This window comes from Gottschalkia purinilytica (assembly GCF_001190785.1).
Taxonomy (GTDB): domain Bacteria; phylum Bacillota; class Clostridia; order Tissierellales; family Gottschalkiaceae; genus Gottschalkia_A; species Gottschalkia_A purinilytica.
The window spans coordinates 277,646-290,978 of the sequence record NZ_LGSS01000003.1; the positions used below are offsets into that span (position 1 = coordinate 277,646).

Consider the following 13,333-nt stretch of genomic DNA (forward strand, 5'->3'; position numbering starts at 1 on the left):
ACATTATAATCAAGTGTTTTTATTTATTATACTAGATTTTCCATTTCTTCTAGAAGCTTTTTAAATAATTTAAGTGCATTATCAATAGCCTCTGGCTTAGTCATATCAACTCCTGCTTCTCTTAAAACATTTGTAGGATAATCTGAACTCCCACTTTTTAAAAACGATATATACCTATCTACAGCACTTTTACCTTCATTTATAATTTTTTGAGATAAATCAATAGCTGCTGAAAATCCTGTTGCATATTGATATACATAGAAATTGTAATAAAAATGAGGTATTCTTGCCCATTCTATTGCTATTTCCTCATCTATTATTATATCTTTTCCATAATATTTTTCATTTAGTTCCTTATATATTTCACTAGCAGAATCTGCTGTTAAAGCTGCACCACTTTCAACCTTATCATGAATTATCTTTTCAAATTCAGCAAACATAGTTTGTCTAAATACGGTACCTCTAAATTGTTCAAGATAATGATTTAAAAGATATAGTTTCTCCTCTTTATTTTTAGCATTTTTTATCATATATTCCATAAGCAGCGCTTCATTAACAGTAGATGCTACCTCTGCTACGAATATACTATATCCACCATATATATAAGGTTGAGTTTTTTTAGAATAGTAGCTATGCATTGAGTGTCCCATCTCATGAGCAAGTGTAAATACATTATCTAAAGTATCATGATAATTAAGTAGTATATATGGATCTGAATCATAAGTTCCCCAAGAGTATGCTCCACTTCTTTTCCCTCTATTTTCGTATACGTCTATCCATCTTGAATTGTATCCTTCCTTTACTACATTCAAATACTCTTCTCCAAGAGGATTAAGTCCTTCTAAAACTATTTTTTTAGCTTCCTCATAATTTATTTTCATATCAATGTCTTTAACCATTGGAGTATATAGATCATACATATGAAGTTCATCTAACTTTAACATTTTTTTTCTTAGCTTAATATATCTATGCATTAGATCTAAATTATCATGTACAGTACTTATTAAGTTATCATAAACTTTTGTAGAGATATTATTTTGATCTAAAGAGGCTTCCAATGATGATTTATACTTTCTAACTTTAGAATAAAATATATTCTTTTTAACTTCTCCACTTAATGACGTAGCAAAAGTGTTTCTAAACTTATTATATGTATCATATAATCCCTTGAATGCATTTTTTCTTACGCTTCTATCCTTATTTTCCATGAATGGTATAAAGTTTCCATGAGTTATTTCTATTTCAGTTCCATTCTCATCTTTTATCTTTGGAAATTTTATATCAGCATTGTTTAGCATAGAAAATATATTTTCTGTAGAACTAGCAAGATCTCCAACTTGAGCTATTATAGATTCTTCCTGTGATGACAATACATGTTCTTTTTTTCTAACAATCTCAGATAAATAATGTTCATATATCTTTAAATCTTTTTCACTGTTTATATATTCTCTCAGCTTATCTTCTTCTATAGACAATATCTCTGGAGTTATAAAAGATAAATTTTCTTCAATTTCAACGATTAGACTACTAGCTCTATCTGTTAATGACTGATACTTATTATTAGTAGTATTTTCATCTAACTTCATTTTAGAAAATGTATAAACATTATCTATTGTTCTAGAAATTTCATCCTTAAGCTTTAATACATTTAATAACGTCTTAGAATCTTTAACAATTTCCCCTTTATATTTTATTATATCTTTAGATAATTGTTTTAATTTATCAAAATCTTGCTCCCATTCTTCATCATTTGAATACATTGATGATAAATCCCACTTGTATGTTTCATCAATATCTTTCCTTTCTTTTATTTCATTATTAGTATCTGACATTTAATATTCTCCTTTCAAATTAACTAAGATAATTATATTCTTCTTATAGTCTTATATATAATATTTACCATAACTTTGTTTAAATATATGCTACAAAATAATATTATTTTAAAAATATATTATTTTTATTTTACCAAATGAAATGTTCTTTTAATTAAAAATTGATCTTTTATTTCCATGAAAATAATTTTAACAGATATTAATCTTTTACATTAATTTATAAGATCGCTATATTAACCTATTATTGAATTAATGTTAAACTTTAACTTTAAGAGTTAACTTATATTTTCATTTAATAGTCTTTTAATAAAAAAACATGTCTGCATAAAAGTAACTTTATATAATATTTAATTTTTTCTTGCACAAAAGAAATAAAATAATTAAAGGCTATTATTTAAATTAAATATGATAATTTATATCTATATTATCCAGTTTGAAAATTTTTAAGTAATCAATAGTTATATTCACCTATAGTTTTTGAATTTATAATTATCAAACAACCTATCTTATATTTAAAGTTCTCTTATTAAGGTTATACTTTATATCATTAAATTCTGTATTTAAAGCCATTTACTAGTTAAAGTTAAACTTTAACTTTAGCTATTTAATTATTATCAAAACCTAATTTAAAAAAGTCTAGATTTAAAAATTATTCAACATATTATAATTACGATAAAAGCTAGTAATTTATTATATACTAAATTACTAGCTTTTATCGTAATATACGAATGTTGTCAACTATTAGTTATAAAAACTAATCATTGTATCTATAAAAACAATTATTTTGGTTAGATACAAACCCAAATTTTTTATAGAACTTATCAAGTTTGCTCAGTGCAATCAGACCTACAATAGCACCATCTATACAATTATCACTAATATAATCCATTATTTTTCTCATAATTAATGTACCAATTTTCTGCTTTTGATATGATGGTGTAACCATTATGTCTTGTATGTAAAAAACTGTTCCACCATCTCCAACAATTCTACCAAATCCTATTATATTACCCCGATCTTCTACACAAACACAGTAAATTGAATTATTCAATCCTTTTTCAATTTTGTCATACTGTAATATTTTCCAACCAACAGAATTTCTTAACTGAATATATTCTTCAACTGATGGCTTTCTTTCAGTTACTGTAATATTTCCCATATTTGATTTCCCTTCATATCATAATTTAACTATAAACTACTATACATTTTATAATAATTATAGATCTCTGCATAGTTTATTTTTACTTACTCTTTAAATTACTCTATACTATTAAAGAAGTCCATATACCATTTATTATTTTCTAAAAAGTAATCTGTTTTTATCTCTCTATGGTTTATTGATTTATCTTAATTTATTCTTCTTTCTATATATTTAGATAATGTCTCCGTTATTTTACCTTCATATTCATTTACATTTTTATATTCTAATAAACTTATTTGATTACTTACAATTTATATATCCTTTAGTTAGTTTAAATAATGATTGAGCTTTTTCCCAATCTGCTCTTATATCTTCATCAGAAGGATATAGATACATATTCATGATAGTTTGTACATGAGAGTGCCCTAAACGCTCTTGAACATCCTTTATATTCTTAGTTGCACGATAGTAAATAATAGATATGTCTTAAAAGATGAGCGTGAATATCTATTCCCTTTTTCATTTTAGTTATTATTAATAGATAAATTATAATATACTAACTATACTACTTATAATACATGCCTTTAATAATTCTAATATATAATGAAATATCGGATATAAGTATAATATTATACTTAATATCCGATATCTATTATGGTATATTTAAATTTGTCATTAACTCTCTTTACTATTTTTAGTAATAAATTCTTACAAATTTTATAGAATACAAATCTGCTAAAATTAAATCATCTGTTTCAGGCTCTCTTAAAACTATATGGTCTATTCCTACATCTATCAATGTTCCTTCTCTATCCATTAACATATTTGTTCCTAATATAAACTCTGCTTTTACATATCTTCCTATTACAGTTCTTAAGTACCCTTGTATATATCCTCTATCTCTCATAACAGGCATTCTATCACTATCTAACTCAGGCTGCTCAATAGGAGTAATAGGAGTAATAGGAGCGGGTCTAGATGGCTCTCTGTCTATTGGCGATATCGGTCGAGTTGAAGGTGGTCGAGCTGAAGGTGGTCTCCTATCTGGTGGTTGCATTCCTGCAGGAACTTCTATATATGAAGGAATTATAAAATCATCATAATCATTATAATCATCGTAATCATCATAATCATCATAATCATCGTAATCATTGTAATCATCGTAATAGTCCATATATTCATCATATAAGTATTCATATGGTATCTCCATATGTCTTTTAGGTAAAATTGGTTTTACTATGTTATCTTCATAACTCATTATTTATAACCTCCTTAAAATTTTAATAATTATGTCTCTGCATATAAAGCTGTAGGATCATAGAAACAATGTTTTCTTATCCTTGAATTAAGAGTTCCGCTACCATTGTAAGGAAAAGTTGGAGGACACGTAGGTACGAATGGATTCATATACCACAAACACTGTCCTATATTCCAAAGCTTATTTCCAGCTAATGCCCAGTCAGCAATTTGATAGTGTACGGCTTCTGGTGGGGTTGCCCATACGTTCTGAGGATTAGGTGCACCTCTTATAGTACCTCTCATACAATCAAATTGTCCTTCTTGAGTTATAACTCTTCTTAAATCTCCTTGATTTACTCTTCTATACTCTCCGTATCCTACCTGTGCTCTATTCATAATAACAGTAGCTACTGCCTTCATCCCTGTATCTCCTTCTCCACCTGCTTCACACTTTATAATTCTTGCAAATAGCTCTCTATCTGAAAATGGCAATATTATCCCCCCTTTAATTTCACATATTATTAATATATTAATAAATAAATAATTTGCTACAATAACTTTTTACATAAAATAATTTACATGAAAATAACCCTCTAAGTTATATAACTTAGAGGGTTATTTCTATATTACTTAATATAAGAAATTTTTTTAATCACTCATAATTATTTTTCAGAGCTTAACTCTAGTAAAAATTAAAATTTATATTATCTTAAGTTATTTAAAGCAGATATTATCATATTTCTAGCTATAGGTGCAGCACTTTTACCACCTGTACTTCCTTCATTTTCAAGTATGACCGCTACAGCGACTTCTGGATCATCTGCTGGAGCAAATCCAATAAACCATGCATGAGATTTACCTGTTTGATTTTCAGCAGTACCAGTCTTACCTGCAACTTCTACATTTCTTATTTTAGCTGACTTTCCTGTTCCTTCTTTTACGACGTTAACCATCATATCTTTTATTTCCTCTGCTACTGTATTACTAGTAACTTCTGATAGCACCTCAGTAAAGTTTTCTTTTATTACTTCTCCATCCTTTGATTGTACTTCTTTTACTAAGATAGGTTTAACCATCTGCCCCTCATTAGCTATTGCTGATGCTACCATAGCCATATTTAAAGGAGTTACTAAGGTTTTTCCCTGACCTATAGAAGTTAATCCTAACTCAGCTTTATCCATTGACTTAGTAGAAAATGTGGATTTTGATACTTGTAGATCAAAAGGGATCTCCTTGTTCAACATATATTTTTCTGCTACTTCTTTTAATCTATCTTGCCCTAACTGTAACCCTATTTGGGCAAAAGAAGTATTACATGATTTTGTTAAAGCTTGTTCTATAGTTAATTTTCCATGACCCTTCTTCTGATAGTCATTCAATACAAAACCACCTAGATTGATAGATCCCTCACAATTATATTTATTCTTTATGTCTGTATTTTCTAAAGCACCAGTAGCTGTTATTACTTTAAATATAGAACCTGGAGCATATAATCCCATAGTAGCTCTATTTAACAATGGACTGTCTTGACTTTCAACTATACTTTCCCAATTTTGCTTCATAGTTGAAGGATTAAATGTTGGGTTACTTGCCATAGCATACACTTCACCAGTCTTAGGATTCATAAGTACTATTGATCCTTTTTTACCATGTAATGAATCATATGCTTCTTTTTGAAGTTCATGTTTTATTGTTAGAACTAAATCATTTCCATACTTTTCTTTGTTACTTGCTAATATATTTTTTAATTCTTCAATAGGATTTGAATCTTTTAAATTAAGTAATTCTTTATTATATTTTGATTCTAAACCTGATCTTCCATATTCTTTATAACTATATCCTATAATATGACCATATAGTGAACCATAGTTATAATTTCTAGATTGCTTAGTTTCTCCTTCTTTTTCACTATATGCTAAGATTTTTCCATCTCTATCTGTAATCTTACCCCTTAATATTTTGTCTTCTCCTATCCATCTTCTCCTGTTATAATAATGATCTTTTATACCAGAAGCTACAAATATCTCAAAGTAACTTAAATACACTATTAAACTAATGAATAATGTACATAGTACAACAAGTATACTAATTATCCTCTTGGACTCTGTATTCATGTTCTTCCTCCTGTTCTATATCAAGCTCTTCAGACGCAACTTGCAATACCCCTAAAGCTATGAAACTTGATATTAAGGAACTTCCACCATAACTTATAAAAGGTAAGGTAATACCTGTTAAAGGTATCATCTTTATAACACCACCTAGTATTATGAAAGCTTGAAATCCTAATGTTGCTGTTATTCCTAATGCTATTATTCTAAAGAATTTATCTTGTTGTTGTATAGTTATCTTTATTCCTCTATAAACTATAACCATAAACAGCATCATTATCGCTATACCAGCAAATATACCCATTTCCTCACATATAGCTGCAAATATAAAGTCTGTATGAACTTCTGGAACAAATTCTGGATGTCCTAATCCTACACCTGTTCCAAAAAAACCTCCAGAAGCTATAGCAAACAAAGATTGTACAATCTGATATCCTCTACTAGTTAAGTCCTTCCAAGGATCTAACCAAATATCCACTCTTAACCTAACATGACTGAATAAGAAATACCCAGCAATTGCCATAACTGCTGCTCCTATTACATTAAACAAAATAAGTTTTCTATCTGGTTCATAAACAAAGAATATTGCATTAAACACTAAAAAAAACAGTAATGCTGTTCCCAGCTCTTTTTGTAAAAACAAAAATCCAACATAAGTATAGCTTAATGCCATAAATATATAGCTAGTTTTACTTCCAAATTTTTTTACATATTTTTCTCTATTTACGTAATATGATGCTAAAAAGAAAATAAACAAAACTTTTATAATCTCTGAAGGCTGAAGCCCAAATCCTCCAATTCTGATCCAGTTGGTAGCACCACCTATCCTTGTACCAAAGATTAACGTAAAAATATATAGTCCTAAAGATGCTATTAGGTATATTTCTGTATATTTGGACCAATTCTTTATATTTTTCAAAATAAAATAAGTTACATAAAATCCAACTATTCCTATACCATAGTAAACTATTTGTCTAAGTCCTCTTGCAGGACTTATCCTATATATCATTATTACGCCTATGCTTGTAAGCATAGATACTACAAGAAATATATAATGGTCTCCATTTGAAATCTTATATAGTATTAAATTAGATATATATACAGTTAGCATAAATAAAGAAACCGATATTATAATTTTTTTATCAAGTTCTTTATTATAAAATAATAATAGTAACAACCCCAAAATATTAACAATAGCCAATAATCCTTGAGGGGTTCTACACATTAGTTTTCTTAACATAATAAACACCTCTAGTCTTGATCTACAAATAAAAACTCTATTTGTCCTACTTTTATTCTGTCTCCATTTTTAAGCTTGGTTACGTCATATATTCTGTTATTATTTATATATGTTCCATTTATACTTTTTAGATCTTCTACAAAAAACTGTCCTTCATCTGTTATTATACGAGCATGATTCTTGGACAAGTAAGGATCTCTAATAACTATATCATTTTGATTACTCCTACCAATTTTAACTTCATTTTCTAACGTATACTCATCTTTTATTTTAAATGGAACTGTTTCTTTTCTATTTATTAATTTCAAATAAGTACTGTTCTCCCCGTTGAATGTTCTCATACTTTTAATATCTAAGTAAATTAGTCTTATAATTCCTAACATAAATAAGTATATTAAAACTATAAATATATATCTAAAAGTTAAAGAGACAATATTAAACATTTAACCACCACCATACAATAATATTAATTATATTTCAAGACTATAACAATAATTTATTATATATTAATAATACCATAAATGCATCTTTTTTATATTCTATTAATATACTATAAAAATATATTATTTTAAATAATATTTAGTACTTTTTATATAATATTAGCTCATGATAACTCATGAGCTAATATCTTTATTTCCAACTTGGCTTATTAAATTCGCTATCTTTTATTCTTTCTGCCTCTGTTTCAGATACTATATAAGCTGATACTCCTTGACTTTCATATTCCTTTACTGCCTTGATAGCTTCTTCTCTTGTCATCGCATTTGATAGCTTTACATCTGTTCTTACTACATATTTCTTATCCATAATGCACCTCCTATGATCATAATATCTTTAGTTTTTCCTAAAAATTAGTAATTAATCAATGTTTTATATTATTTCAATTTTTATATACTACTTTATATTAAATAAAAGTGGTATAATAAATCTCAAAGTATATTTTTAATGTCTAAGTTAATATATTTAATTAAGAAGATTCTATTTCTTTAGAAAGGAGCCTTTAAATGTCTATTAACATTTACCGTTCTAATTCTGATAAGATGATAAGCGGAGTATGTGGAGGTCTGGGAAAACACTTTGATATAAGCTCAGATATAGTAAGAGTTATCTGGATTATTTTAGGATTATCTTTACATGGTTTTGCAGTATTTGGTTATATATTATGTGCTATTTTGATGCCTCAAGATCCAAATGGAAGTAATGCTTATAATAGTCAAGGTCAATATCATTATAACAATAATACTGGTTCTTATAAGCAATATACTCCTCATAATTCTAGTAGCTTTACTTTTAATGAAAAAAATAAAAGAATGTTAGGTATATTTTTTATAATAATTGGTCTATTATTTTTAATTAGAAAGTTCTTCATATTTGATCCTGAATATATATACGCCGCACTATTAATAATCGCAGGAATATTCATACTTATTAGAGGAGGTAAAAATAATGAAAAGAGATAGTGTTATTTTAGGTTCAATTTTAATTTTTCTTGGTGGATTTTGGTTATTAAATAATCTTGGTCTAATTAGTATATCTATTATTGATGTATTTAAGCAGTTAAAAAATGTTGTTGACCTATGGCCATTAGCGTTAATTCTTTTAGGTGTACACTGGGTTTCAAGTAGTAGAGCTGTAAGGAGCGTTTCTTGGATATTAATGTTAGGAATCGTAGTAGCATATATTATGCTTAAAAACAACTATATAACTAACTTTATATAGTATCTTTACTTGGTTAAAAAGACACATAGTTAAGTTCTAATAGTTAATCTATGTGTCTTTAATTATATATTTTTAAATACATATTAATAAAGTTTAAATGCTATGTGGTAACACTTGATTTACTTAACTTTATGCATTTCTTAGAAATAAATAATCCTATCAATGCCCCTATAGCATAAATCAATATAAATCCTATGATAGATCCCTTTCCTACTCTTTGAAATATTAAAGGACTTATTGTTAGCATAACACAAATAGTTACTCCCGCTTTAAAAAATAGTTCCAGATTTTTAAATTGGAGTAGTTCTCCATTTCTTTCATTTTTATTTTTATCGAATAATTTCTTAGATATTAGTATTAACATTATAGAGACTATTATTAGTATGATTAATTCTATAGTAGTATTGATAAAACGTATATAATCTACAGGAGAAAATTTATGCATTATTAAACTAATCTTGTAAAATCTATCATAAAGCATGTTACCTTGTCTTAATATCATCATTGGCTCCATATTTATCCTTAATAAAACTGTTATACCTGCAGGAAAATATATAAATATACTTGTTAAAGCTATTTGACCTATACTATTAGCTGTGAGTGTAGCAAATATGAGACTAAAGCTCATTATAGCTATAGATACTATTATTGAGTTCATAATCCACATTATATTTAGATACAAGTTTTTAATTTCTTTAAGTACAGGATGAGTTGCTAATATAACTAAGATTATAATTCCATTAATTATATATGGAATTACGATATTAGTTACTCCTACTAATACTTTATTAAAAAATATCTCGTATTTAGAATAAGGCATATATGTCATTAGTTCCATGGTTTTGTTTCTTCTTTCTTCACCAAACAAAATTAATATTATAATTATTGGATATATAAGTATTATGTATGGTGTAATTCCATAAATATGATTAAAAACATCCTCTATTCCTACTTCTAAAGACTTGTTAAGTATCATTGTTTCTGATATATCTTTTATTCTTTTAATAAATACATTATATCTATTTATCTCACTATATATACGAAGAGGCATATCAAAAAAAATTAGGATACTTGCTAAGATTGTTATCCACTTAGTTATTTTCCAATCTTTCCAAAATAAATTTTTATTAAATGGAATTAGTTTCAAATTCATATCCTTCTCCTCCCATCTTATATAAAAATATTTCCTCTAAGTCCATATTTATAGTTTCTAATATAACAGGATTATAATTTTCTATAAATGTATACATTTCTTTCATATCCTTGACTACAATATGATAAACCCTTCCTCTTTTCTCGATCTTTAATATATCATCATGATTTTTAACTTCTTCTGGTAGAGTATCTTTAAAAACTACTTGTAACTTTCCTATTTTATTTTTTAAATCTTCTATTTTTTCTTCTTCAATAATTTTACCTTCATGTATTATTCCTATATGATCACATATTCGTTCTACTTCCCCTAAATTATGTGTAGATATGAACACAGTAGTTTGATTTTGACTTACCTCATCTACTATTAAATTTAGTACCTTCTTTCTAATAACTGGATCAAGTCCCGATGTAGGCTCATCTAATATTAGTATTCTTGGCATTATAGATAGATTAAGCAATATAGACAATTGAGTTTTCATACCTTTAGACAAATTTCTTATTTTCTTTTTAGTATCTATATTAAAGATTTTTATAAGCTGTTCAAATCTTTTATCATTCCACGAATAATATGTATTTCTATAAAACTTAATCATATCATCCACTTTAAAATACGGATAAAAATGTATAAAATCTGGAACATATCCTATTATAGATCTTATATTGACATTATTCTTAGCTATCTCGTTATTTATAATGATTTTTCCATTATCTATTTCATAAATTCCAACTATACACTTAATTAGAGTAGTTTTTCCTGCACCATTTGGTCCTATTAACCCAAATATAGAACCTTTATTTATATGCAAATTAATATTATCTAATACCTTCCTCCCTTCTAGAACTTTACTTACCCCTTCTATATCAATCATTTTATCTACCCCTTTCCAATTCTTCAAAAAGCTCTTCTATCATTAAAATTATATCGTCTTTTCTAACTCCTATATAATGAGCTTCGACAATACACTTTTTTAATAAATCTTCTAATTTACTCATTCTTTCCTTATCCATATTAGGCTTATAGTTATCGGATATAAAAGTTCCTCTTCCTCTAACTGTTACTATAACCTTTTGTCTTTCAAGTTCTTGATAAGCTTTTTGTATAGTATTTGGATTTATAGTTAATGTTCTTGCTAATTCTCTAACTGAAGGCAGCTTTTCCCCTGGACTTAAAATTCCTTTTAATATAGCCTCTTTTACACTATCAATAATTTGTATATATATTGGTATAGAACTTGTAACATCTATATTAAACAATATCTCACCTCCACAAAGTATTTGCTATAGCTTAAGCCAAAGGTATTCTTTTACTTTTTATATTAGCCTGTTGAATAGCTAAACATAAAAATAATAAAATAATTAAGTAATGAATTGTTAATATTTTTTCTAACTTAGTTCTTTAAAATTTTTATAATAATTTAATTAAATTATTGTTTTTAATATTAATATAAATAGTTATTTTATAACTTAGCTTATATACATAGTCAGTGTACTATTTGTTATAGTACACTTGTTATAGTTCAATATTATCAAACCATTATTTGGGAGTCAAGTATCTATTTAACAGTAAATATAAAAATAGCTTGTTAAAAACTATTCGGTATAGTTATTTAACAAGCTATTAATATTTCTAATTTTTATTAAAACCACGGTAGATAGTTCATTACTAATAACGCCATTATACTAGTTAATGCCATCGCTACCATATTAGGTATAACTCCATGTAAGTGATCCGGTATATTTCTATTTAGTAATTCAGCAAAAGGAGGTCCTATTATTCCTCCAAATACGGATGAAAAAATAATGACTGGTAAAGTTGCTCCAAAAGTTAGTACACATATAGGCCCTACACTTACTACTGGAATATATGTAGGATACCATCCATATTCTATATGCTTTCTTCCATATAAAAGTACTCCTATTCCTCCCCCTATAAGTTGTGACAATAGTATTCCTGGAAATACTCCAGTCCCTAATAATCCATGTTTTGTATTTAGAAACCAGTCAATAATGGCACCAATTATTAGAAATATTGTAGCTATTTCATTTCCATAAAACAGTGGATCTGTAAAATCTGCAAGAACTCTTCTTATAAACCATATTGGACTTTTTAATTGCTCATATTCTATCTTTCTACTTACTTCTTCTGCATCTTCTTCATCAACATTAAAATCTGATTTCTTCATCCAAGGAGCTATCTTACAAACTTGTAGAGTTATAGTTATAGCAGTAGCTAGTGCTATATAGTTAGATATTGCTAATGGCAGTCTCAGTATTGTAACTATTCCATCAGACAGCCAAAGTGCTATAGGTGGAGTAATTAATCCTCCAAGTATAGATCCAGTGATTAATGCTCGTTTACTTGGTCCATATATTATCATTACAGCTTGTGGAGCTCCTACAAGAACCAAAAAAGTAGGTATCCAATTATGTCCTTTATCTAACAAAGTTATATATTTAAATGCAAATACTGCTAATAATAAGGATAATATTTGAGAAGCAAAAACCCATGGCCAAACATTTAATCCATATGAAATATTAAATCCTGCAAACTTGGATTTTTTAACATCTAGTATCCATGCAACTATTCCACCCAATATTACTCCTAATCCAGCAAACAATCCACCATAAAATTGAGGTTCTGAAAAGTCTTTTACCATCCATATAATTTTATAAAATAAGTTATTCCCTGAATTCTTGGCGATTTCTTCATATGGTAGCCAATATGTTATATTTTGTATATTAGTTAGAATAAAGTATATCAAAACTCCTATTAAAATAATAACTCCAAATCCTATTGGAGAACCTATTGGTTCAAGTAAATACTTTTTCTTTTGAGTATCTACAGATTCTATATTTTCAGTAGACAAGCTCATTCCTCCACTTCTTGAATTTAATTTTC

General features: G+C 27.2%; 14 protein-coding genes. 2 read left to right on the forward strand and 12 right to left on the reverse strand.

The features are described 5' to 3' along the window. Window positions 1–26 precede the first annotated feature (26 nt). From pepF to CLPU_RS17505, 8 genes are all read right to left on the reverse strand, one after another. The gene (pepF, locus tag CLPU_RS04685) at window positions 27–1,832 is read right to left on the reverse strand and encodes an oligoendopeptidase F (protein ID WP_050354487.1); all 1,806 of its coding nucleotides are present in this window, start codon (window positions 1,830–1,832) and stop codon (window positions 27–29) included. 754 nt (window positions 1,833–2,586) lie between these two features. Further along, a complete protein-coding gene (locus CLPU_RS04690) occupies window positions 2,587–2,991 on the reverse strand; it encodes a GNAT family N-acetyltransferase (protein ID WP_050354488.1) in 405 nt (134 codons plus the stop codon). A gap of 676 nt (window positions 2,992–3,667) precedes the next feature. Next, window positions 3,668–4,231, reverse strand: coding sequence for a hypothetical protein (locus CLPU_RS04695; RefSeq protein ID WP_050354489.1), 564 nt, complete (start codon window positions 4,229–4,231; stop codon window positions 3,668–3,670). Between the two features lie 29 nt (window positions 4,232–4,260). Then, on the reverse strand, window positions 4,261–4,704 hold the full coding sequence (locus tag CLPU_RS04700) for a cell wall hydrolase (protein ID WP_050354490.1): 444 nt from the start codon (window positions 4,702–4,704) through the stop codon (window positions 4,261–4,263). A 212-nt stretch (window positions 4,705–4,916) separates the two neighbouring features. Further along, a complete protein-coding gene (locus CLPU_RS04705; RefSeq protein WP_050354491.1) occupies window positions 4,917–6,326 on the reverse strand; it encodes a peptidoglycan D,D-transpeptidase FtsI family protein in 1,410 nt (469 codons plus the stop codon). Further along, a complete protein-coding gene (locus CLPU_RS04710; RefSeq protein WP_050354492.1) occupies window positions 6,298–7,560 on the reverse strand; it encodes an FtsW/RodA/SpoVE family cell cycle protein in 1,263 nt (420 codons plus the stop codon). Before CLPU_RS04710 ends, CLPU_RS04705 begins: the two co-directional genes overlap by 29 nt. Window positions 7,561–7,571: 11 nt before the next feature. Beyond that, the gene (locus tag CLPU_RS04715; RefSeq protein ID WP_235436106.1) at window positions 7,572–7,868 is read right to left on the reverse strand and encodes an FHA domain-containing protein; all 297 of its coding nucleotides are present in this window, start codon (window positions 7,866–7,868) and stop codon (window positions 7,572–7,574) included. A gap of 322 nt (window positions 7,869–8,190) precedes the next feature. Continuing rightward, complete coding sequence (locus CLPU_RS17505) at window positions 8,191–8,367, reverse strand: hypothetical protein (RefSeq protein ID WP_164492052.1); 177 nt, start codon at window positions 8,365–8,367, stop codon at window positions 8,191–8,193. A gap of 197 nt (window positions 8,368–8,564) precedes the next feature. On the opposite strand from CLPU_RS17505, the gene CLPU_RS17975 reads away from it, so the two are divergent. Continuing rightward, window positions 8,565–9,020, forward strand: a complete 456-nt coding sequence (locus CLPU_RS17975) for a PspC domain-containing protein (RefSeq protein WP_050354494.1) — start codon at window positions 8,565–8,567, stop codon at window positions 9,018–9,020. Next, on the forward strand, window positions 9,007–9,279 hold the full coding sequence (locus CLPU_RS04725; protein WP_050354495.1) for a LiaI-LiaF-like domain-containing protein: 273 nt from the start codon (window positions 9,007–9,009) through the stop codon (window positions 9,277–9,279). Before CLPU_RS17975 ends, CLPU_RS04725 begins: the two co-directional genes overlap by 14 nt. A 100-nt stretch (window positions 9,280–9,379) precedes the next feature. Here CLPU_RS04725 and CLPU_RS04730 read toward each other — a convergent pair whose 3' ends face one another. From CLPU_RS04730 to CLPU_RS04745, 4 genes are all read right to left on the reverse strand, one after another. Further along, on the reverse strand, window positions 9,380–10,432 hold the full coding sequence (locus CLPU_RS04730; RefSeq protein ID WP_050354496.1) for a hypothetical protein: 1,053 nt from the start codon (window positions 10,430–10,432) through the stop codon (window positions 9,380–9,382). Continuing rightward, on the reverse strand, window positions 10,407–11,303 hold the full coding sequence (locus CLPU_RS04735) for an ABC transporter ATP-binding protein (protein ID WP_050354497.1): 897 nt from the start codon (window positions 11,301–11,303) through the stop codon (window positions 10,407–10,409). The genes CLPU_RS04730 and CLPU_RS04735 overlap by 26 nt, the downstream gene beginning before the upstream one ends. A gap of 1 nt (window position 11,304) precedes the next feature. Continuing rightward, window positions 11,305–11,688 carry a GntR family transcriptional regulator gene (locus CLPU_RS04740; protein WP_050354498.1) on the reverse strand — a complete coding sequence of 128 codons (384 nt, stop codon included), beginning with the start codon at window positions 11,686–11,688 and terminating at the stop codon, window positions 11,305–11,307. A 383-nt stretch (window positions 11,689–12,071) separates the two neighbouring features. Beyond that, the gene (locus CLPU_RS04745) at window positions 12,072–13,301 is read right to left on the reverse strand and encodes an MFS transporter (protein ID WP_050354499.1); all 1,230 of its coding nucleotides are present in this window, start codon (window positions 13,299–13,301) and stop codon (window positions 12,072–12,074) included. Window positions 13,302–13,333 lie beyond the last annotated feature (32 nt).

Bases quoted from the DNA above. Each gene is read 5' to 3' on its own strand.
- CLPU_RS04705 (WP_050354491.1), bottom strand. From the start codon at position 6,326: ATGAATACAGAGTCCAAGAGGATAATTAGTATACTTGTTGTACTATGT.
- CLPU_RS04730 (WP_050354496.1), bottom strand. From the start codon at position 10,432: ATGAATTTGAAACTAATTCCATTTAATAAAAATTTATTTTGGAAAGAT.
- CLPU_RS04725 (WP_050354495.1), top strand. From the start codon at position 9,007: ATGAAAAGAGATAGTGTTATTTTAGGTTCAATTTTAATTTTTCTTGGT.
- CLPU_RS04695 (WP_050354489.1), bottom strand. From the start codon at position 4,231: ATGAGTTATGAAGATAACATAGTAAAACCAATTTTACCTAAAAGACAT.
- CLPU_RS04735 (WP_050354497.1), bottom strand. From the start codon at position 11,303: ATGATTGATATAGAAGGGGTAAGTAAAGTTCTAGAAGGGAGGAAGGTA.
- CLPU_RS04710 (WP_050354492.1), bottom strand. From the start codon at position 7,560: ATGTTAAGAAAACTAATGTGTAGAACCCCTCAAGGATTATTGGCTATT.
- pepF (WP_050354487.1), bottom strand. From the start codon at position 1,832: ATGTCAGATACTAATAATGAAATAAAAGAAAGGAAAGATATTGATGAA.
- CLPU_RS17975 (WP_050354494.1), top strand. From the start codon at position 8,565: ATGTCTATTAACATTTACCGTTCTAATTCTGATAAGATGATAAGCGGA.
- CLPU_RS17505 (WP_164492052.1), bottom strand. From the start codon at position 8,367: ATGGATAAGAAATATGTAGTAAGAACAGATGTAAAGCTATCAAATGCG.
- CLPU_RS04690 (WP_050354488.1), bottom strand. From the start codon at position 2,991: ATGGGAAATATTACAGTAACTGAAAGAAAGCCATCAGTTGAAGAATAT.